Source organism: Actinophytocola sp., from assembly GCF_036402745.1.
In the GTDB taxonomy this organism is placed as follows: domain Bacteria; phylum Actinomycetota; class Actinomycetes; order Mycobacteriales; family Pseudonocardiaceae; genus Actinophytocola.
Window position 1 is genome coordinate 24575 of the sequence record NZ_DASWSJ010000151.1, and the last position, 19603, is coordinate 44177.

Annotated in this window: 22 protein-coding genes; 11 read left to right on the plus strand and 11 right to left on the minus strand. The window is 70.7% G+C overall.

Annotated features, from left to right (window positions below; genetic code table 11):
• Positions 1-4: 4 nt before the first annotated feature.
• The 11 genes from VGD70_RS14755 to VGD70_RS14805 all read left to right on the plus strand — a co-directional run bounded on the left by VGD70_RS14755 (position 5) and on the right by VGD70_RS14805 (position 7496).
• Entirely contained in the window at positions 5-1162 is a 1158-nt protein-coding gene (locus tag VGD70_RS14755) for a glycosyltransferase family 1 protein (RefSeq protein ID WP_331082011.1), read from the plus strand.
• Positions 1159-2271: an NAD-dependent epimerase/dehydratase family protein gene (locus tag VGD70_RS14760; protein ID WP_331082012.1), complete on the plus strand. Its 1113-nt coding sequence runs from the start codon at positions 1159-1161 to the stop codon at positions 2269-2271. The genes VGD70_RS14755 and VGD70_RS14760 overlap by 4 nt, the downstream gene beginning before the upstream one ends.
• Positions 2268-2972, plus strand: a complete 705-nt coding sequence (locus tag VGD70_RS14765; RefSeq protein WP_331082013.1) for a nucleotidyltransferase family protein — start codon at positions 2268-2270, stop codon at positions 2970-2972. Before VGD70_RS14760 ends, VGD70_RS14765 begins: the two co-directional genes overlap by 4 nt.
• Positions 2969-3958 carry a GHMP kinase gene (locus tag VGD70_RS14770; protein ID WP_331082014.1) on the plus strand — a complete coding sequence of 330 codons (990 nt, stop codon included), beginning with the start codon at positions 2969-2971 and terminating at the stop codon, positions 3956-3958. The genes VGD70_RS14765 and VGD70_RS14770 overlap by 4 nt, the downstream gene beginning before the upstream one ends.
• Positions 3959-4615: a phosphatase PAP2 family protein gene (locus VGD70_RS14775; RefSeq protein WP_331082015.1), complete on the plus strand. Its 657-nt coding sequence runs from the start codon at positions 3959-3961 to the stop codon at positions 4613-4615.
• Positions 4616-4687: 72 nt separating this feature from the next.
• On the plus strand, positions 4688-4930 hold the full coding sequence (locus tag VGD70_RS14780; RefSeq protein WP_331082016.1) for a hypothetical protein: 243 nt from the start codon (positions 4688-4690) through the stop codon (positions 4928-4930).
• Positions 4921-5436 carry a DUF6879 family protein gene (locus VGD70_RS14785; RefSeq protein WP_331082017.1) on the plus strand — a complete coding sequence of 172 codons (516 nt, stop codon included), beginning with the start codon at positions 4921-4923 and terminating at the stop codon, positions 5434-5436. Before VGD70_RS14780 ends, VGD70_RS14785 begins: the two co-directional genes overlap by 10 nt.
• Positions 5414-6277, plus strand: coding sequence for a helix-turn-helix transcriptional regulator (locus tag VGD70_RS14790; protein WP_331082018.1), 864 nt, complete (start codon positions 5414-5416; stop codon positions 6275-6277). Before VGD70_RS14785 ends, VGD70_RS14790 begins: the two co-directional genes overlap by 23 nt.
• Before the next feature lie 18 nt (positions 6278-6295).
• Positions 6296-6823: a DUF6879 family protein gene (locus VGD70_RS14795; RefSeq protein ID WP_331082019.1), complete on the plus strand. Its 528-nt coding sequence runs from the start codon at positions 6296-6298 to the stop codon at positions 6821-6823.
• Positions 6824-6862: 39 nt separating this feature from the next.
• Positions 6863-7168 (plus strand): hypothetical protein, encoded by a 306-nt coding sequence (locus tag VGD70_RS14800; protein ID WP_331082020.1) that lies wholly within the window; start codon positions 6863-6865, stop codon positions 7166-7168.
• A 31-nt stretch (positions 7169-7199) separates the two neighbouring features.
• The gene (locus tag VGD70_RS14805; protein WP_331082021.1) at positions 7200-7496 is read left to right on the plus strand and encodes a hypothetical protein; all 297 of its coding nucleotides are present in this window, start codon (positions 7200-7202) and stop codon (positions 7494-7496) included.
• A gap of 3 nt (positions 7497-7499) precedes the next feature.
• Here the strand turns inward: VGD70_RS14805 and VGD70_RS14810 are convergent, their stop codons facing one another.
• Genes VGD70_RS14810 through VGD70_RS14860 form a run of 11 tightly spaced genes read right to left on the minus strand, consistent with a single transcriptional unit; the run spans position 7500 to position 19209 of the window.
• Complete coding sequence (locus tag VGD70_RS14810; RefSeq protein WP_331082022.1) at positions 7500-8804, minus strand: glutamate-1-semialdehyde 2,1-aminomutase; 1305 nt, start codon at positions 8802-8804, stop codon at positions 7500-7502.
• A gap of 4 nt (positions 8805-8808) precedes the next feature.
• Positions 8809-9354, minus strand: coding sequence for a dTDP-4-dehydrorhamnose 3,5-epimerase (locus VGD70_RS14815; protein ID WP_331082023.1), 546 nt, complete (start codon positions 9352-9354; stop codon positions 8809-8811).
• Position 9355: 1 nt separating this feature from the next.
• Positions 9356-10591, minus strand: a complete 1236-nt coding sequence (locus VGD70_RS14820) for a polysaccharide pyruvyl transferase family protein (protein ID WP_331082024.1) — start codon at positions 10589-10591, stop codon at positions 9356-9358.
• The gene (locus VGD70_RS14825; protein ID WP_331082025.1) at positions 10588-11454 is read right to left on the minus strand and encodes a glycosyltransferase family A protein; all 867 of its coding nucleotides are present in this window, start codon (positions 11452-11454) and stop codon (positions 10588-10590) included. Before VGD70_RS14825 ends, VGD70_RS14820 begins: the two co-directional genes overlap by 4 nt.
• Positions 11451-12716, minus strand: coding sequence for a hypothetical protein (locus VGD70_RS14830; RefSeq protein ID WP_331082042.1), 1266 nt, complete (start codon positions 12714-12716; stop codon positions 11451-11453). Before VGD70_RS14830 ends, VGD70_RS14825 begins: the two co-directional genes overlap by 4 nt.
• A 20-nt stretch (positions 12717-12736) precedes the next feature.
• Complete coding sequence (locus VGD70_RS14835; protein ID WP_331082026.1) at positions 12737-13996, minus strand: DUF4910 domain-containing protein; 1260 nt, start codon at positions 13994-13996, stop codon at positions 12737-12739.
• Positions 13996-15018, minus strand: a complete 1023-nt coding sequence (locus tag VGD70_RS14840; RefSeq protein ID WP_331082027.1) for an SDR family oxidoreductase — start codon at positions 15016-15018, stop codon at positions 13996-13998. The genes VGD70_RS14835 and VGD70_RS14840 overlap by 1 nt, the downstream gene beginning before the upstream one ends.
• 3 nt (positions 15019-15021) lie before the next feature.
• The gene (locus VGD70_RS14845) at positions 15022-15669 is read right to left on the minus strand and encodes a PIG-L deacetylase family protein (RefSeq protein WP_331082028.1); all 648 of its coding nucleotides are present in this window, start codon (positions 15667-15669) and stop codon (positions 15022-15024) included.
• On the minus strand, positions 15666-16478 hold the full coding sequence (locus VGD70_RS14850) for a glucose-1-phosphate cytidylyltransferase (protein WP_331082029.1): 813 nt from the start codon (positions 16476-16478) through the stop codon (positions 15666-15668). Before VGD70_RS14850 ends, VGD70_RS14845 begins: the two co-directional genes overlap by 4 nt.
• Positions 16475-17710, minus strand: a complete 1236-nt coding sequence (locus VGD70_RS14855; protein ID WP_331082043.1) for a class I SAM-dependent methyltransferase — start codon at positions 17708-17710, stop codon at positions 16475-16477. Before VGD70_RS14855 ends, VGD70_RS14850 begins: the two co-directional genes overlap by 4 nt.
• A complete protein-coding gene (locus VGD70_RS14860) occupies positions 17707-19209 on the minus strand; it encodes a sugar transferase (RefSeq protein ID WP_331082030.1) in 1503 nt (500 codons plus the stop codon). Before VGD70_RS14860 ends, VGD70_RS14855 begins: the two co-directional genes overlap by 4 nt.
• Positions 19210-19603: the final 394 nt, after the last annotated feature.

A 19603-nucleotide genomic window follows, 5' to 3' on the forward strand; every position in this document is an offset into this window, starting at 1 on the left:
CCGCATGCGGGTCGCCATCAACCTGCTCACCGACGATCCCGACAACCCCTCCGGTGCGCACTGGTTCTGGACCCGCATGATCCCCGAGATGGCCAAGCGCCTCACCGACAGCGAGGAGCTGCACCTGCTGGTGAGCCCCAAGCTGCGGCCGATGCACGAGGGCTACGGGCCGAACGTCCACTACATCACCTACCCGTGGTCCAACGAGCGGCCGCCGCTGCGCACCGCGAGCGAGCACCTCTACTCCCCGCTGCGGCTGCCGCGGTCGGGGATCGACGTGTTCTCCACGCTCATGGCGCCCATCGTCAAGCCGGCTCCCGGGCTCGTCGTGCACATCAAGACCATGCACGCGTACACGGCGCCGGGGTCGGTGCGCCTCGCCGCGCGCGTCTACCGGCGGCTGGCCTACCCGCACACCGCGCGGGCCGCCGACGCGATCATCATCAACTCGGAGAGCCTGCGCTCGGAGCTGCACCGCTACCTCGAGGTGGACCCGGCGAAGGTGCACCTGATCCCGGAGGCGGTCGACCACGAGCTCTTCCACCCGGGCGACCGGGACGAGGCGCGGGAGCGGGTGCGCCGCGACTACGGCGTCACCAAGCCGTTCGTGCTGTTCGTGTCCTCGCTGTGGCGGTACAAGAACTGCGGCGGGCTGATCCGCGCGTTCGCCGCCGCCAAGGCCCAGCTCGGCGACCGGCAGCTCGTCGTGGTCGGGCCGGGGCGCGACGAGGAGTACGCCGCCGAGCTGCGCACGCTGGCCGAGAGCCTGGGCGTGGCCGGGGACATCGTGTGGGTCGGCGGCGTGCCGCTCGAGGAGACCGTGCACTTCTACCGCAGCGCCGACGTGTTCGTGTACCCGTCGTTCAACGAGACCTTCGGCCTGCCGATCCTCGAGGGGATGGCGTCCGCGTGCCCGGTGGTCACCTCGAACGCGACCGCGATGCCCGAGACCGCGGGCGGGGCGGCGCTGCTCGCCGACCCGAACGACCCGGAGTCGATCGCCGACGCCATCGTCGAGGCCTGCGGCGCCGAGGGCCCGCGGCTGCGCGCGGCCGGGCCGGTGCGGGCGGGCGAGTTCACCTGGACCGCCACCGCCGAGGCCACCCTGGAGGTCTACCGCGCCGTCCACTCGCGACGGTCCACTCGGGAGGGACGGCGATGAGGGTCCTGGTCACCGGCGGCGCCGGGTTCATCGGCTCGCACACCTGCGACCGGCTGGTGTCGCTCGGCCACGACGTGGTGGTGCTGGACAGCTTGACCGCGCCGGTGCACCGCGACCGCACGCCGAGCTACCTGACGCCGGGCGTGGACCTGTTCGTCGGCGACGTGCGCAACCGCGACCTGCTCGCCAACCTGCTGCGCCGGGTGGACGCGGTGTACCACTTCGCCGCCTACCAGGACTACCTGACCGACTTCTCCACCTTCACCGACGTCAACGTCACCTCGACCGCGTTGCTGTACGAGACCATCGTCGCCGAGAGGCTGGACCTGCGGCGGGTGGTCGTCGCGTCCTCGCAGTCGGCGATGGGCGAGGGCCTCTACCGGTGCGCGACGCACGGCGAGCAGACGCCCGACATGCGGCCGGAGTTCGCGCTCGCCCGGTCCCGGTGGGACATCGCGTGCCGGGTCTGCGGCGGGCCGCTCGAGCTGCAGGCCACGCCGGAGCGGATCGCCAACCCGCAGAACGCCTACGGGATGTCGAAGTACGCCGAGGAGCTGGTGGCGATCAACCTCGGCCGCCGCTACGACATCCCCACCGTCGCGCTGCGGTACAGCATCGTGCAGGGCCCGCGGCAGTCGGTCTTCAACGCCTACTCCGGCGCCTGCCGGATCTTCAACCTGCACTACCTGCTGGGCGGCGCGCCGACCCTGTACGAGGACGGCCTGGCGATCCGGGACTACGTGAACATCCACGACGTGGTGGACGCCAACCTGCTCGTGCTCACCGACGACCGCGCGGCCGGCACCGTCTTCAACGTCGGCGGCGGCACCGCGTACACCACCGAGCAGTTCGCCGAGGTCGTGCGCCGCCAGTACGGCTCGCGGGAGCCGGGCCGGGTCAGCGGCGAGTACCGCTTCGGCGACACCCGGCACATCCTCTCCGACATCGACGCCATCAAGCAGCTCGGCTGGGCACCGCGGCGCACGCCGGCGGACTCGGTGGCCGAGTACGCCGAGTGGCTCGCGGGCATGGAGGGCCTCGACGAGATCCTCGCCGCGGCCGACGCCAAGATGCGCGCGCTCGGCGTGGTCCGCAAGGCAGCCACGTGAAGGCCTTCCTGCTCGCCGCCGGCCTCGGCACCCGCCTGCGGCCGATCACCGACAGCACGCCGAAGTGCCTGCTGCGGATCGGATCCCGGACGCTGCTCGACATCTGGCTGGACGCGCTCGCCGGCGTCGGCGTGCGCGAGGTGCTGGTCAACACCCACCACCTGGCCCCGCTCGTCCGCTCGCACGTGGCCGCGCGGTCCGGCGCGCCGCTCGTGCGCGTCGTGCACGAGCCGCGGCTCCTCGGCAGCGCCGGGACGCTCGTGGCGAACCGCGAGTTCGTCTCGGGCGAGGACATGTTCCTCGCGGTCAACGCGGACAACCTCACCGACTTCGACCTCGAGACGCTCGTCGACGCGCACCGGGCGGGCGGCGCGATCGCCACGCTGACCCTGTTCCACGCGCCCGACCCGACCCGGTGCGGGATCGTCGAGGTGGGGCCGGACGGCACGGTGACCGGCTTCGTGGAGAAGCCCACCGCCCCGCCGGGCGACCTCGCCAACGCCGGCGTCTACGCGTTCGCGCCGGGGGTGCTCGACCTCATCGAGGACCCGCTCCCGAAGGACATCGGCTACGACCTCCTGCCCCGGCTGGTCGGCCGCGCCCGCGCGATCTCCCTGGACGACGCGTACTTCATCGACATCGGCACGCCGGCCGCGCTGGCCCGTGCCCGGGACGAGTGGCAAGGCAGGCGCGCATCATGATCATCACCCAGACACCGCTGCGGGTCGGCCTGGTGGGCGGCGGGACCGACCTGCCGAGCTACTACCGCGAGCACGGCGGCCGGGTGCTCAACGCGGCCATCGACAAGTACGTGTACGTGGTCGTCAAGCAGCGCTTCGACGACGACATCTACGTCAACTACTCGAAGAAGGAGATCGTCTCCCGGGTCGAGGACCTCGAGCACGAGCTGGTCCGCGAGGCGTTGCACATGGCCGGGATCCGCGGCGGCGTGGAGATCACCACGCTCGCCGACATCCCGTCCGCGGGCTCGGGCCTCGGCTCGTCGTCGTCGGTCACCGTGGGGCTGCTGCACGCGTTGTTCGCCTACCAGGGCAAGCAGCTCTCCGCCGAGGACCTCGCCGAGCGCGCGTGCACCATCGAGATCGACCGCTGCCGCAAGCCCATCGGCAAGCAGGACCAGTACGCGGCCGCGTTCGGCGGGCTCTGCGACATCCACTTCGGCCCGGGCGACCGGACCGTGGTCGACCAGATCCAGCTCACCCCCGGCGACCGCCGGGCGATGCAGGACGAGCTGCTGCTGTTCTTCACCGGCATCACCCGCAGCGCCGACACGATCCTCAAGGAGCAGACCGCCAACATCGCCGACCGGCTCCCGCAGCTGCACCAGCTGCGCGACCTCGCCGGCGAGGCGGCGAGCGGCCTGCGGGCCGGCGACCTGGGCTCGCTGGGTATCGCGCTGGCCAAGAGCTGGCAGGCCAAGCGGGCGCTCGCGGCCGGCGTGTCCAACGGGCAGATCGACCAGGCGGTCGAGGCCGCGCTCGGGGCAGGCGCGTCCGGCGCCAAGGTCACCGGCGCGGGCGGCGGCGGCTTCCTGCTGGTGACGTGTCCCGTCGAGCATCAGCGCGCCGTGCGGGCGCAGCTCTCGGGTATGAAGGAGCTGCCGATCAAGCTCGAGCCGGTCGGCTCCCGGGTCATCTTCAACGTCCACCACGACATCTGGAGCTGAGTGAGCCTCCCGCTGCCGACCCTGCCGCCTGCTCTTCGCCGCCCCCTGGCCGTCCTCGCGGTGCTCGCCGCGGTGGTCGTCGTCGCGCTGGGCGTCCGGTTCGCCGGGGAGAGTTCAGCCGGGCCGCTGGACGCGAAGCTGCTGCCCTGGCTGGAGAGCTCGACGTCGGCGTACCGCCCGCTGGCGCTCACCATCGACTTCGCCGGCGAGCCGGTGGGCCTGGCCTCGCTGGTCGTGCTGCTCACGGCGGTGTCGCTGCTCCTGCGCCGACCTCGGATGGCCGTACTCGTGGTGCTGGGCACCGGCCTGACGATCACCGCGACGACCGCCATCAAACCGTTCGTGAACCGCCACATCCACGGCGACTTCCTGTCCTACCCGAGCGGCCACACCGCGTCGGCGACCGCGCTGGCCATGATCGCGGTGATGCTCGCCTGGCACCGCCTGCGACCGGTCGCCGCCTTCGCACTGATGCTGGCCGTGGCCCTGGTGGTGGGCGCGGCCGCGGCGTGGGCGCAGGCGGGCCTGGTGGCCCACTACCCGACCGACACCGTCGGCGGCTGGTGCACCGCGCTGGCCGTGGTCCCGGCGACGGCATGGCTCATCGACCGGGCCGCCGCCTGGCGCACGTCCCGCCGCACCGTGCCCGCGGCATGAACTTATGCGAGATCGCGACTCGCGGCCCTGCCCCGCTTGCCGTGAGTAGCCACATCATCGACGCTATGTTGCATGAAGCTACGCAAGGTATCGGGTTGTGATCTCGGCACCTGTCCCACGGTGTACATCTCCGACCGTGGGACCGTCGTGGTGCAAGGCAACAGAGTTCTCGAGGCTGAGAACCTGGTTTTGGGCGCCGGGGAAACAGCGGTCGAGCTACCACCAGACGTCGTGCTGGGCGCGGTGACCGAGCTCGCCACGGCCGGCAGCGTGGAGACGGTTCAACGGCTGAGGAAGGCCCTGCAGTGCTCCTAGACAGCGCGCAGTTCACTCTGCAACTCACCGGGTACGAGCGATCGGCGTGGCGGTTCGAGACGCAACCGACGTACACGATTCCGATCGAACAGGCCAGCCTTTCCCGGTTTCTTGCCGGGGAGCCGAAGCCGCCGGACCACAACGAGACGTGGCACGAGCATGTTCGGTCACTTGTCGCGGCGGGAAAGAGCATCGGCCGGGTCCGAACGGTGCGACGACCGCTCACCGACTACCAGCGCTACCAACTGGCCTGGGGTATCCCCGGCAACATCGAAGCTGGTGAGGACATTCGGATCCTCGATCTGACGGACCTGCAACTCGACCTGCCGACCCAGGACTTCTGGCTCTTCGACGAGACCACGGTCGTCGACCTCAACTTCCGGCCGGATGGCACGCTGATCAACGTGGACAAGCTGGAGGACCCGAAACTGGAGCAGTACCTGACCTGGCGGGACACCGCGCTGTCGCATGCCATGCCGTTCGGTGAGTGGAACGCTGGAACCTAACGGCAGCGGGCAGGACCGGCGGCATCTAGCCGAGACACTGCGGGAGCTACGCAAGGCGGCGGGCCTTTCTGGGGAACGGCTCGCCGTCCGAGCTGCCATGTCCCAGTCCAAGATCAGCCGGATCGAGTCAGGAAAGATCCTTCCCAGCGTCATCGATGTCGAGCGTATGTTGCAGGCCCTTGAAGTTCCCACCGAAGTGGCCCGCGAACTGCTAACCCTCACCCGCACGGCAAACATCGACTATGCCTCGTGGCGTTCGTACGCACGCATCGGAATCTGGCGGAGACAATCCGAGCTGAAAGCCTTGGCCGAGTCGTCCACCACCATCCGGCAGTTCCTTCCGGCCATCCCGTCGGGTCTCATCCAGACCCCCGACTACGCCCGCGCGATGCTGACCCCGACGATCGACGGCGAGCCGGACTATGACGTCGAACGCGTCGTCGCGGCACGCCTGGCGAGCCAAGAAGCCCTGGGAGACCAGTCCCGTCGATTCCACTTCCTGCTCACCGAGCAAGCGGTCCGGTGGCAAAGCGCCGAGCCACCGGTGATGGCCGCGCAGCTACACCACCTGATCGACGTCTCGATGCTGACCAATGTGGAACTGGCCATCATCCCGCAGGGCACGCCGGTCGACGAGCCACCGCTGAACATCTTCGTCGTCTACGACGACCGACTCGTGCTCGTGGAACTGTTCTCCGGCGAGATCGCACTGCGCGACCCTCGGGATGTCACGTATCACCTGAACCTGTTCGAGCACTTTTGGGAACCCGCCGTCAAGAACGAGGACGCCCGCGACCTGTTGCGGTCGGTGGCACAGCAATTCATGCGGGATCGCGACTGAACCCAGGAAGGCGTTGCGATGCTCCTAGATAGGCAACAGTTCGACCGGTGTTTCACCGACTATAAGCGGTCCGCATGGCGGTTCGAGACGCAACCGACCTACACCATGCCAAGAGAACAACCCGGCCTTGCCCGGTTTCTAGCCGGGGAGCCGAAGCTGCCGGACCACAACAAGCAATGGCATGGGCGAGTTCGAGCAATGGTAGCGGCGGGAAAGACGATCGGCCGAGTCCGCACGGTACGGCGACCACTCACCGACTACCAGCGCTTCCAGCTGGCCTGGGGTATCCCCGGCAACATCGAAGCTGGTGAGGACATTCGGATCCTCGATCTGACGGACCTGCAACTCGACCTGCCGATCCAAGACTTCTGGCTCTACGACGAGACCACGGTCGTCCAACTCAACTTCCGGCCGGACGGCACGCTCATGGACCGGCAGAAGCCGGTGGACTCGGCGCAGTATCTGGTCTGGCGGGACATCGCGGTGTCGCATTCCGTGCCGTTCGGCGAATGGACCGCTGAGCATTTCATGCGGGATCACGACTAGAACTGGCCCACCTCAGGTTCCGTTCTCTACCGTCGAAGTGTGACTGGTGGACACGAATCCGATGCGGACCGGGCGTTGATGGTGGTGCGGTTGAAATCGCGCCAGCCTGATGGATCCGTTGTCGGCGAGAGTCGGCGGGTCTGTCATCTCGTGGCGGTGCCGGACTCGGACTCGATGCCGGAGTTCCTCGTCGGGTATTGCGGGGTGCGTATTTTCCCAGGCGCCGCCGAAATCCTGCCGGCCGCTGTCGGAATGCCCTGCGAGCCATGCATGGCGCGCTCGCCGATCTCCGCTTTTGCGATGCTACGCCAGTTCCGCGACCGGCTCGGGATCCAAAGCCCGTGAGCGCCGAAAACACGCCGAAGATCGGGGACAGATGTCCGCTTACCCACTGTACGACGACGAACCGGAGCTCACCGAGGAAGAGAAGCTGGTGGCCGAGCTCATCGCGCTCAACCAGCGCATTCCCGGGGGCGCCCAGATCGCGATGCCGCTCCAGCTGGACAACTCCATGAAAGACATCGCGGCGCTGTTCGCCGAGCACGGCCTGCCCCTGCGTGACGAGCTCCTCGCCGAGCTGGCGCGCTGGCGCGACCACGCCGAACAAGGGTTCGCGTTCATCCAGCAGTGCGACCGTCTGATGCAGACCGTCATCCGCTCGGTCGGCGTGTGATCCTTAGGCGAAGCGGCGGAACACCGGCTTCACCGGCCGGCCACCCATCCACGGCGTCGGGTCGTCGGCGTCCAGGGCCTCCCGGTACACCGCGCAGGCGCGAGCCACCACCTCCACCGTCCGGTCGATGTCGGCGTCGGTCAGCGCGCTGCTGACCACGAAGGACGGGCCGATCACGCCGCCGGTGATCAGCTGGCGCAGGAACAGCGTGCGGTACTCCTGCGACGGCCTGCCCGAAGGATCCAGCGTGCCGAACACCAGGTTGCTGTCCCGGCCGCGCACCACCACGTGGTCGGCGACACCGGCGTCGGCGGCGACGGCCCGCACGCCGGCGGCCAGGCGGGCGCCCAGCGCGTGCAGCCGCGCGGCGATCCCCTCGGCGACGTAGGTGTCCAGCACCGCCATCGCGGCGGCCAGCGCGTGGGTCTCCGCGCCGTGCGTGGTGGACAGCAGGAACACCCGCTCCCGCGTGTCCCGCAGCCCGCCCAGCTCCATCAGGTCGCGCCGGCCGGCGAGCGCGGACACCGCGAACCCGTTGCCCAGCGCCTTGCCGAACGTCGACAGGTCCGGGGTGACCCCGTACAGGCCCTGCGCGCCGGCCTCGGACCAGCGGAACCCGGTGATCATCTCGTCGAAGACCAGCACGACGCCGTGCCGCGTGCACAGCTCGCGCAGGCCCTCGAGGTAGCCGGGCGGCGGGTCGGTCCGGGTGGCCGCCTCCAGGATCAGGCAGGCGACCTGGCCCTCAGCGAGCAAGGCCGAGACCGCGGCCAGGTCGCCGTACGGGAACGTCACCGTCAGGTCGGTGGTCTCCGCGGGGATGCCGGCCGGCATGCCGGTGGTGGCGACGAACCAGTCGTCGGTGGAGAAGAACGGCTGGTCGCCGCACAGCGCCACCAGCGGGCGGCCGGTCGCGGCGCGGGCGAGGCGGACCGCGGCGGTGGTGACGTCCGAGCCGTTCTTCGCGAACTTGACCATCTCCGCGGTCGGCACGGTGGCCAGGAACCGCGCGGCCGCGTCGACCTCGAGCACGCTGGGCCGCACGAAGTTCGAGCCGAGCGAGAGCTGCGCGCGGACCGCCTCGACGACCCGCGGGTGCGCGTGCCCGAGGCTCACCGAGCGCAGGCCCGAGCCGTACTCGAGGTACTCGTTGCCGTCCACGTCCCACACGTGCGCGCCGCGCCCGTGCGAGATCACCGGGGCCATGCCCTCCGGGTACTGGTCCTCGCCCTTGGCGTAGGTGTGCGCGCCGCCGGGGACGAGGTCGTGCAGACGCTTGTTCGCCTCGCGCGAGCGGGTGAAGTCCATGGCCTCAGGTCCTTTCCAGCGCCTCGGCGAGGGAGGGCGCCCTTCTGTCCCGCTCGGACATCAGCCCGGCCGGCAGCGGCCACGGGATGGCGAGCTCGGGGTCGTCGAACGCGATCGCGACGTCCTCGGCCGGGTCGTGCGCCCGGTCGATCCGGTAGGACACGTCGGCGGGGTCGGTGAGCGCCTGGAACCCGTGCGCGCAGCCGGCCGGCACGTACAGCGTCACCTGGGTCTGCCCGGTCAGCCGGAAGTTCGCCTGGTTGCGGTAGGTCGGCGAGGCGGGCCGCAGGTCGACGATGACGTCGAACACCATGCCGTAGGAGCAGCGCACGAGCTTGGCCTCGCCCGCGCCGGCCCGCAGGTGCAAGCCGCGCAGCACGCCGAGGCCCGAGCGGGACACCGAGTCCTGGATGAACGAGTCGGGGTCGATGCCCACCGAGGCCACGACGTCCCGGTCGAACGTGCGGCAGAAGAAGCCACGGTCGTCGGCGTGCGGGGTCGGCTCGAACAGGTACGCGCCGCGGATCTCGGGCACCGGGGTGGCTTGCACGTCATCTCCCTCGGACGGCGACCGGCCGGGCGGGCGCGAGGCCGCCCGGGATCGTCGCGGACAGCGCGGTGAACTGGTGCTCGAGCCGCTCGCGGGTGGCCCGGTTGCGCTCCACGAGCGTGGCGGTGAGCGGCTCGCGCCGGCTCTCCAGCTCGTCGAACTGCGCGATCAGCCGGGCGAGGTCGACCGAGCTCGCCGGCTGGCAGAACTCGGCGAGGCCCATGCCCGCCATGAGGACGTCGTTCTTGGCCGCGTAGCCGATCGACAGCGTGGGCTTCGCGAGCTTCAGCGCGCACAGCACGTTGTGGTACCGGGTGGCGACCACGGTGTCCACAGTGGACATCTGGTCGATGAGGTCGTGCAGCGTGGTCAGCGGCGCGGCGACCACCCGGCCGGACTCGAGCGCGGGCCGGTGCGCGCGCAGGTCGGCGAGGATCGCCTCGACCACCGGGGCGTCGGCCCGGTCGCCGGTGAACAGCCGCACCGACCGTCCATTGTCGACCAGATGGCGCACGAACCCGGTGAGCGCGGCGACATACCGGTCGTGCAGCTCGTCGGCCCGCGCGCGGTCGTCGTTGCCGCCGTAGTAGGCCATCACGCCGACGCCGACCACCCCGGTGGGCGCCCCGGGCGGTGGGACCGGCAGCGCGAACGCGAGGTCGGGGTAGATCTCGTCGGCCGACACGTCGACGCCCATCTTCCGCATGGCGTCCCGGGACAGCGCGTCCCGGTAGGACCGGTAGTGCGCGAGCCGGGCCGCCCGGGTGATGAACGCGCGGGTGAGCCGCTTGCCGACGACGCTGGCGCCGACGCTGACGAGCGCGACCTTCGCCCCGGTCAGCCGCGCGCAGGCGGCGAGCCAGAACAGCGAGTACGGGAAGGCCCAGGGGCGCAAGGGAAGCGTGGCTTCCAGCACACCCATTCCGGGCACGATCACCACGTCCTGCCGGCGCACCCAGGCCAGCGTCCGGAAGGGGTCGAGCAGCTTGCCGGCGATCTTCAGCAGCGCCGCGTGCGCGCCGGTGGCGGTGCCGGCGTGCGGCTCGTACCACTGCAGTGCGGTGGCCGGGGCGCCGTAGGTGGCGGTCATCGTCTCCGGGCCCATGCACATGAAGTCCAGCCGCACCCCGGGATACCGCTCGCGCAGGAAGGTGACCACCGCGTCGAGCGAGCCGTCGTTGCCGAGGTTGCCCGACCCGAGGATGCCGAACAGCCCGACCCGTGGCGGGCGGCTCATGAAGCCCGCCGCAGGACGTGCACCGGCTTGAGGACGGTCCGGTCGGACAGCCACCGGGTCAGCAGGCCGTAGCAGCGGCGCCGGTCCGCGGCCGACAGCGGCGCGCGGGCGACCGCGGTGAAGTAGCTCGTCAGGTACTCCCCCATCAGGCGCGCGGTGGAGTGCCCGGCCCGGCGCGGGTCGAGGTTGCGGCACACGGCCTGCACCGAGCCCAGCCGGTCGCCGCGGCCGGGGTGCTCGCGGCGGAAGAACAGCACCTCGGGCACCTGGAGGAAGCGGCCGTAGAGGACCAGCTCGGCGACGAGCTTGCGGCCCGCGTTGTGGTAGCTGTCGTGCGGCGCGATCCGGCGCATCACGTCGGTGCGGATGACGCCGTACATGTCGTCGCCGCCGTCGGTGAACAGCAGGTCGCGGAACCGCACCGGCGCCGACGGGGAGTCGGTCGCGAGCCTGTAGTCGTAGGTCTGGGTGACCGCGCCCGTCTCGTCCACGATGGCCATGTACGCGTGCGCGAGCACCGCGTCGGGGTTGGCGTCCAGCAGGCCGACGCAGCTCGCCACGAGGTCCGGGGCGTACAGGTCGTCGTGCGAGGCCCATTTGAACAGCTCGCCGCGTGCCTCGTCGACCACGAAGTTGTGGTTCGGCGCGGCGCCGATGTTCCTGGCCTGCTTGACGTAGCGGACCCGGTCGTCGCCCTCGGCGTACTTGCGGCAGATCTCCTCGGTGCCGTCGGTGGACGCGTTGTCGGAGATGACCAGCTCGAAGTCGGAGTAGGTCTGCGCGAGCAGCGCGTCGATCGACTCCGCGAGGTAGTTCTCCCCGTTGTAGACCGGAAGGCCGATCGTCAGCCGTGGCGTGGTCATGTCGTCCTCGATTCGTCGACAGGTACCGGAAGGTCGTGCTCGGCCACCGGCGCCGGCCGGTAGGCCCGCAGGCCGGCGTGCAGCTGCACCCACCACACGACCGCGCCGAACAGGGTCGCGGACGCGACCCCCCAGGCGGACCCGACCGCGCCGTTCAGGAACGCGCCACCCAGCCCACCGACGACGTAGGCGAAGGAGGAGACGAGCTGGCAGCGCATGCTGCGGCGGGCGTCGCCGAGCGCGCGGAGCCCGGCGGCGGCGCCGGTGATGAAGCTGGCGTTGGTGATGCTGAACGTGGCCGGGATGATCAGCAGCGAGGCCGTGGCCCAGACCGAGCCGAGCAGCAGGGTGCCGAGCCGGTCGTTGAGCAGCACGAGCAGCGCCACGCCCCACAGCAGCGTGCCCGCGGCCTGGCCGCCGCCCAGCACCAGGCAGAACACCGGCAGCCGGCGCGGGTTGCGGCGCAGCACCCGGGCCGCCTCGGGCACCGCCACGAACGACAGCCCCATGAGGACCGCGAGGAACGGGCCCATCAGCAGCTCGGCGCCGCGCACCGTGCCCACGTCGGCGAGCCCGGCGATCGCGCCCAGCCCGTACATCCGGATCTGCGAGGAGCCGCTGTTGCTGACGTTCTCGACGAGGTAGCGCGGCCCGAGGTCGTTCTGCTCGCGCAGCCACGACGACACCCCACTCCACCGCGGCAGCGTGCCGACCTGCAGGCAGCCGAACACGGCCGCGACGCCGGCGGACAGGCCCCACGCCACCAGGAACGCGACCACGGTGTCGTGCTGCGCGGCGAGGATCATGGCCGGGATCATGGCCAGCGCCCACACCAGGTCGTTGCTGAACGCCCGGCGGCCCTGCCCGGCGGCGAAGAACGCGAACCGCCACGCGTCCTGCAGCAGCAGCAGCGGCAGCACGATGCCGAGCGCCACGAACGCGGAGCCCAGCGCGCCGCCGATCGCGACGCCGAGGACCGCGCTCCCGGCGCCGGCCGCGGTCCCGACGGCGAGCGCGGTGCCGGCCGAGCGGGTGACCGCGTGCCGCCACACCGAGACGGCGACGCCGCTGAACCGCACGACGAGCGGGTCGGTGGCGAGGCCGCGGGAGATGTTGAGGACCACGCCGTAGGTCACCCAGGCGAGGCTGAAGATGCCGAACGCGGTGACCCCGAGCTCGCGCGCCACGTAGATGCCCACCGCGAAGTTGGTCAGGCTGGACACGGCCTGGTCGGCGAGCCCCCACGTGAGCCGCCTCGCCATCCCCCGAACGCCGGCCACGTCTACTCCTTGACCAGGCCGGCGGCGCGCAACGCGCTCGCCGCGGCGGCGACGGAGTCGAACGGGAGGCCGGCGCGCTCGGCGATGTCCAGCAGGCTGTGCTCGCCGTCGGAGTAGCTGAGCACCCACAGCATCGCGAGCTGGGCCTGCTTGGCGTCGCTGCGCCCGCCGAGCGAGTCGTAGAGCCCGCGCCTGCCCAGCTGCGGCTCGCCGTAGGGGAACAGGTTCAGGTAGGTCCTGTTGCGCTCCAGCACGGCGACCGCGGCCCGGATGACCTCGAGCGTGTCCGCCATGGCCTCCGGTGCGACGAGGTCCGGGTCGTCGCCGGAGGTGTGGTACTCGGGGTACTCGGCGTACGGGGTCCTGGTGAGGCAGCCGACGCCGAGGTTGTAGCCCGGCGAGCAGAACTGCCGCTCGTCGTAGCCGTACGGGGAGAACGGGCGGATCTCGTGCGGGCGGTCCCGCAGGACGTGCGCGAGCACCCGGTCGATCTCCGCGTCGCCGCGCCGGCTCTGCTTGTACGTCAGCGATCCCCGGTCGCCCGCGCACGCGAGCACGAGGCCGTGCCTGACCTTCCCGACCCGCTCGGCGTTGCGGGCGAGCCAGGTGATCGCGCCGATCGTGCCGGGCGCGAAGATGAACCGGTAGGTGTAGTACGGGTTCTCCAGGCCCAGCGCGAGCTGCACGGCCACCGCGACGCCGGCCATGTTGTCGTTGGCGAGCGCGGGGTGGCAGACGTGGCAGGACACGATCACCTCGTCGGTCACCTGGCCCGGCACGACGTGCTCGGCGTAGGTCAGGTGCCCGTCGGCGAGGGTCGAGTCGATCCAGACCTCGTAGTCGCCGTCGGGCAGCTCGTCGAGGGTGTCCTGGGCGAGGCAGAAGCCCCACGTGGGCGCGTAGTAGCTGGTCCGGTAGGGCACGAGGGACGGCTGGCCGGGCAGCGTGTGCAGGTGCGCGCGCAGGTCGGCCAGCGGCATCGTGGTGTGCACCGGCACGCTGTAGCCGACGACGTGCAGGCTCGACTCCCGGAAGTCGACCACCCGCCGGCCGGTCGCGTCCGCCACGTAGGCGTCGCGGATGTTCCACTCCTGCGGCACGGTCCAGTCGAGCACCTCGGTGCCGGTCGGCACCTCGTGCACGGTCAGCGGGAGGTGCTCGCCGATGATGTCCAGCGTGGCCCGCACGCCGTCGCCGGTGATGCTCCGGCACAGCGGGTAGAGCCGCCGCACCAGAGCATGCATCCCGGCACCGGGGTCCATCAGTGCTGCCGCAGCGTGTCGTCGACCGCGCCACCGCGGGCGCGGTCCTGCAGCCACGCGAGCCGGGTGAACTTCCGCTCGAAGGAGTCGTTGGTCAGCCCGTGCCGCTGGTAGGCCTCGATCAGCTCGAGCGCGCCGTCCTTGACCGTCCACGCGCACTCGAACCCGGGGATGGCCTTGCGGAACCTGGCGAAGTCGACCCGGTAGGAGCGCGGGTCGGCGCCGGCCTCGCCGGTGATCCGCAGCCGCGAGCCGGGCACGGCCTCGACGACCTCGGCGGCGATCTCGGCGACGGTGACGTTGTTGCGCTCGGTGCCGATGTTGAACGCCTTGTCGTGCACGGCCTCCCGGGGCGCCTCGAGTGCCGCGAGGAACGCCTTGGCGATGTCCGCGGCGTGCACCAGCGGCCGCCACGGCGTGCCGTCGGAGAGCACGAGCACCTCGCCGGACAGGTAGGCGTGGCCGACCAGGTTGTTGAGCACGATGTCCGCGCGCAGCCGCGGCGAGTAGCCGAACGCGGTGGCGTTGCGCAGGTAGACCGGGGTGAAGTCGTCGTCGGCGAGCTCGTGCAGGTCGCCCTCGACGAGGACCTTGGACTCCGCGTACGGGGTCGCCGGGCGCAGCGGGGCGTCCTCGTCGACCAGGCCGTCGCCACCGGACGCGCCGTACACCGAGCAGGTCGAGGCGTAGAGGAACCGCTTGACCCCGGCGTCGCGGGCCAGCCGCGCGAGGCGGACGGCGGCGCGGTGGTTGATGTCGTAGGTCAGCTCGGGCGCCAGCGCGCCGAGCGGGTCGTTGGACAGCGCCGCCAGGTGGATCACGGCGTCCACATCGGACACATGGGCGAGCGTGACGTCCCGCAGGTCGACGTCGTGGCCCGGCGGGTCGAGCGGCGTCCCACCCAGGACGCAGTCGGCGAACAGGCCCGAGTCCAGGCCCACCACCTCGTGTCCCGCGGTCGTGAGCACCGGCGCCATCACCGTGCCCAGGTAACCCTTGTGGCCCGTCAGCAGGACGCGCATCTCTCAGCCCTCCAGGTCGAGAATCAACTTGGTGACGTGGAAGGCCTCGGCGTACTGGGCCTGGCACTCGATCCCGCGGATCCGCGCCAGACCGAGGAAGGCCTCCCGGTCGTACCACGGACGGTGTCGCTGCGAGGGGTAGTGCCGTTGCAGGAGTTCCACCTTTTTCTCGGCGAGGCCCGCCGACATCGGCTGGTAGGCGTTGGGCCGGCCGAGGTCGCCGTCCCACTTGACGATCTCGTAGCCCAGCACGAGGTGGCCGCGGAACGCGGTCGGCACCAGCTGGGCGAGCCCGCGGTGGTCCTGGTGCGCGTCGCCGGTGCGGGGCGCCAGGATCAGGTCCGGGTCGGTGCGCCCGCGCAGCTCCTCGAGCGCGGACTTGGCCTCGTCCCAGTGCGCCGGCAGCCGCCCGTCGGGCAGCTTCAGCACGGTGACGCGCAGGTCGGCGCCGGGGCAGAAGGCAGCGAGCGCGGCTCGTTCCTCGTCGTCGCGCTCGCTGCCACCGCCGGATAGCACGAGCGCGTCGACCCGGACCCCCGGCCGGGCCGCGCAGATCGCGAGCAGCGTCCCGCCGGCGCCGATCGCGATGTCGTCACAGTGCGCGCCGAGCGCGACCACGCGGTCGATCCGGCCGCCCCCCAACCGGATCACGCGGTCCTCGCCGGCAGCCGCTGGTCGTTGTCCCGCGAGCTCTCCCAGAGCGCCCACGGCCGCTCGCCGTGGGTGTAGCCGTCGTCGAGCGCGACCCGCTCCTTGACCGTGTCGGTCGGCTTCCAGAACCCGCGGTAGGGGTAGGCGAGCAGCCGGCCGCGCTTGGCGAGCTCGGCGCAGCCGTCCGCGACCAGGTCGCCGCCCTCGGGGATGTGGTCGAAGACGTCCTGGCGGAGCACGAAGTAGCCGCCGTTCTCCCACAGCGGCATATCGCTGACCGCGGTGATCGCGCCGACCTTGTTGTCCTCGCCCATCTCCACGCAGTGGAACGACGACTGCGGCGGCACGACCATCATCGACGCGCCCGCGTCGGCGGCGCCGAACCGCTCGACCATCACGTCCAGCGGCGCGTCGGTGAGCACGTCGGCGTAGTTGGCGAGGAACATCTCGTCGCCGTCGAGGTGGTCGCGCACCCGGCGCAGCCGCTCGCCGATGGCCGACTCGATGCCGGTCTGGATGAACGAGATCGACCAGTCCGCGATGTCGGTGCCCAGCAGCTCGGCCTTGCCGTTGCGCAGGACGAAGTCGTTGGAGATGGTCTCCTCGTAGTTGAGGAAGAAGTTCTTGATGTGGTGCGCCCCGTAGCCGAGGCACAGCACGAACTCGGTGTGCCCGAAGTGGGCGTAGTAGCGCATGACGTGCCAGATCAGCGGACGCGGGCCCACCATGGCCATCGGCTTGGGCACGTCGTCGGCGGTGCCGCTGCGCATGCGCATCCCGTACCCGCCGCAGAACAGAACGACCTTCATGGCGTTACCTCGACGATCTCCAGGCTCGGGATGGGGAAGACGAGCCGCCCGCCCCATTCGCCCACATAGGACAGTTGCTCGGTGAGCTCGGCGCGCAGGTTCCAGGGCAGCACGAGCACGTAGTCCGGCCGATCCTCGGCGATCCGTTCCGGAGGCAGGATCGGGATCCGGGTGCCCGGGGTGAACCTGCCGTGCTTGTAGGGATTTCTGTCCACTGTGTACGCCAGCAGGTCCGGCCGGATACCGCAGTGGTTGAGCAGCGTGTTGCCCTTGCCGGGCGCGCCGTAGCCGACCACGGTCGCGCCCTGCGACGCGGCGAGGGTGAGGAAGGCGAGCAGCTCGCGGCGCACGGTGGCGACCCGGCGGGCGAACTCGGCGTAGCCGGCGAGCTCGTGCAGCCCCGCGGCCTTCTCCCGGGCGAGCACGTCGAGCACCCGCTGGCTGGGCTCGCCGGCGATCTCCGCCGGGCGGGCGAACAGCCGGATCGAGCCGCCGTGCGTGTCGAGCAGCTCGACGTCCACGACCGCCAGCCCGCCGCTCGCGAGCGCGCGCTGCGCGGACGCGACCGTGTAGTACTGGAAGTGCTCGTGGTAGATCGTGTCGTACTGGTTGCGCTCGAACAGCGTCAGCAGGTGCTGCACCTCGATCGACACCCAGCCGTCGTCGGCCACCAGCGCGCGCAGGCCCTTGGTGAAGCCCACGACGTCAGGGATGTGCGCGTAGACGTTGTTGGCCACCACCAGGTCGGCCGGCCCGTGCTCGGCGCGGACCGCGGCACCGGTCTCGGGACCGAGGAACTCGGTGACCGTGGGAACGCCCTTGTCCCGCGCCGCGGCACCGACGTTCACCGACGGCTCGATGCCGAGGCAGCGGATGCCGCCGGCGGCCACGTGCTGCAGGAGGTAGCCGTCGTTGCTGGCCACCTCGACGACGAACGACTCGACGCCGAGCCCGAAGCGGACCACCGAGTCGAGCACGAAGGTCTTCGCGTGCTGGACCCAGGAGGTGGAGTAGGAGGAGAAGTAGGCGTACTCGGTGAAGGTGTCCTCGGGCGTGATCAGCGGCGGCAGCTGGGCGAGCCAGCAGCTGGTGCACACGCGCAGGTGCAGCGGGTAGGTCAGCTCCGGCTCGTCGACCTGCGCCGCGGTGAGGAACAGCTCGCAGGGCGGGGTGGCCCCGAGGTCGACGACGCTCACGAGCTCGGTTGATCCGCACAGCCGGCACGACATCAGTACGCCCCCTGCCCGCCGAGCACCGCTCGGAAGGTCTTCCACAGGATCATCGCGTCGAGCGCGAGTGACCAGTCCTCCACGTAGCGCAGGTCCAACCGGACCGACTCCTCCCACGGCAGGTCGCTTCGACCGCTGACCTGCCACAATCCGGTCAACCCAGGTTTGACGAGCAGCCGGCGGCGCATGTCCGGCTCGTAGCGGGCGCTCTCCTCCGGCAGCGGCGGCCGCGGTCCCACGAGGGACATGGCGCCGGAGAGCACGTTGAACAGCTGCGGCAGCTCGTCCATCGAGTAGCGCCGCAGGATCGCGCCGACCCGGGTGATCCGCGGGTCCTTGCGCATCTTGAACAGCACGCCCGAGCCCTCGTTGGCCTGGGCGAGCTCGGCCTTGCGGCGGTCGGCGTCGCGGATCATCGTGCGGAACTTGACGATCGTGAACTCCTTGCCGGACTTGCCGACCCGGCGCTGCTTGTAGAACACCGGCCCGCGGCTGTCGAGCATGATCGCGAGCGCGGTGAGGAGCATCATCGGCGAGGCGAGCGCGAGGATCGTGAACGCGCCGACCCGGTCGACCATGCCCTTGACCGCGCGGCGCATGCCGGTGAACACCGGCGCGCTGACCCGCAGCAGGGGCATCCCGAGTACGCCGCTGACGTGCAGGCGGGGTCCCGCGACCTCCATGAGCGTGGGCGCGACGACCATCTCGGCGCCGGAGCCCTCGAGCTTCCAGGCGAGCTGCTGGAGCCGGCGAGGGGTCCAGTAGGGGTCGGCGGTGATCGCGACGATGCGGTAGCCGCCACGGCGCACGTGCGCGGCGACCTCGTCGAGCGTGCCGACGACGGAGACGCCGTCGACGTCGTCGCGGGAGGTGCCGGTGCCGTCGACGGTGCAGACCGCGGCGACCTGCCAGCCGATGTGCGGCGCGGCCTTGGTGCGGGCGATCATGTCGCGCACGGAGTCCACGCCGCCGGCGACCATGACCGGCAGCAGGCACTCGCCGTTGTAGCGGGCCTTGTGCAGGAGCTGGCGCAGCAGGTAGCGGGACAGCAGTGCGGCGAGCGCGGTCACCGGGATGACGATGAACACCCAGGGCCGCGCGGACACGACGCCGGTCGCGAGCCCGGCCAGCCCGAGCGCGACGGCGGCGGCGAACATGCCCCGGCCGAGCCGCACGTACTCCTCGGCGCCCTGCCCGAGCACGACGAGGTTCCAGGCCCGGTTCATGGCGAGCGACACGATGACCACGACGACGGTCAGCCCGCCGATGACGAGGTCCTTGAACAGCGCTGCCCCGCTGACGCTGATCAGCCCGCCCACGACGAGCGCGGTGAGGAAGGTGACCAGGACGTCGGAAAGGATGACGTACCTGCGGTAACGCGGTTCCCAGCCGGCGACGGGAGGCCTGGTCGGCTCGCCGTCGGGCAGGGAGGTGAAGCCGTTTCGGTTGACGGACAGGCCCCGCCATCGTCGCCGCGGGGCGCCTAGTTGCTGGTCACTCATTGTGGTCCCCCCCAGCCGCGCACGCACGCACACGACGGGATTGAGGGCATCCCCGGGAGCCCGAAACGGTCCGATTCGCTTACGACCCAACGAATCGGCTTGCCCCTGCCGAGTCCGAGGTCGCGTTCAGAGATTCGCTGAACGAACGGCGACTGTTACACGGAACGTGAGACCGACCTCCCCCCGAAGAGGGACCCCCACCCCGACAACCAGCCCAGACCCCGAAGGAACCCGGGAGTTGATCACATTCCGCAACCCACCCACCGCCCAACCGAATCACGAACGTGGCCATCCAAAAGAGACCAAAGCCTCCACAGAAACAGCCAAAAGACCCAGCCCAGGCCAAGGAGCGGCAGAAGGGAGGAGGCCTCAGCGCACCCGGCGACCACGAGGA

Coding starts and splice junctions, on each gene's coding strand:
- VGD70_RS14835 (WP_331082026.1), bottom strand. CDS start 13,996: ATGGACCCCGGTGCCGGGATGCATGCTCTGGTGCGGCGGCTCTACCCG.
- VGD70_RS14820 (WP_331082024.1), bottom strand. CDS start 10,591: ATGAGCCGCCCGCCACGGGTCGGGCTGTTCGGCATCCTCGGGTCGGGC.
- VGD70_RS14805 (WP_331082021.1), top strand. CDS start 7,200: ATGTCCGCTTACCCACTGTACGACGACGAACCGGAGCTCACCGAGGAA.
- VGD70_RS14825 (WP_331082025.1), bottom strand. CDS start 11,454: ATGACCACGCCACGGCTGACGATCGGCCTTCCGGTCTACAACGGGGAG.
- VGD70_RS14810 (WP_331082022.1), bottom strand. CDS start 8,804: ATGGACTTCACCCGCTCGCGCGAGGCGAACAAGCGTCTGCACGACCTC.
- VGD70_RS14860 (WP_331082030.1), bottom strand. CDS start 19,209: ATGAGTGACCAGCAACTAGGCGCCCCGCGGCGACGATGGCGGGGCCTG.
- VGD70_RS14850 (WP_331082029.1), bottom strand. CDS start 16,478: ATGAAGGTCGTTCTGTTCTGCGGCGGGTACGGGATGCGCATGCGCAGC.
- VGD70_RS14795 (WP_331082019.1), top strand. CDS start 6,296: ATGCTCCTAGATAGGCAACAGTTCGACCGGTGTTTCACCGACTATAAG.
- VGD70_RS14840 (WP_331082027.1), bottom strand. CDS start 15,018: ATGCGCGTCCTGCTGACGGGCCACAAGGGTTACCTGGGCACGGTGATG.
- VGD70_RS14755 (WP_331082011.1), top strand. CDS start 5: ATGCGGGTCGCCATCAACCTGCTCACCGACGATCCCGACAACCCCTCC.
- VGD70_RS14760 (WP_331082012.1), top strand. CDS start 1,159: ATGAGGGTCCTGGTCACCGGCGGCGCCGGGTTCATCGGCTCGCACACC.
- VGD70_RS14830 (WP_331082042.1), bottom strand. CDS start 12,716: ATGGCGAGGCGGCTCACGTGGGGGCTCGCCGACCAGGCCGTGTCCAGC.
- VGD70_RS14780 (WP_331082016.1), top strand. CDS start 4,688: ATGAAGCTACGCAAGGTATCGGGTTGTGATCTCGGCACCTGTCCCACG.
- VGD70_RS14770 (WP_331082014.1), top strand. CDS start 2,969: ATGATCATCACCCAGACACCGCTGCGGGTCGGCCTGGTGGGCGGCGGG.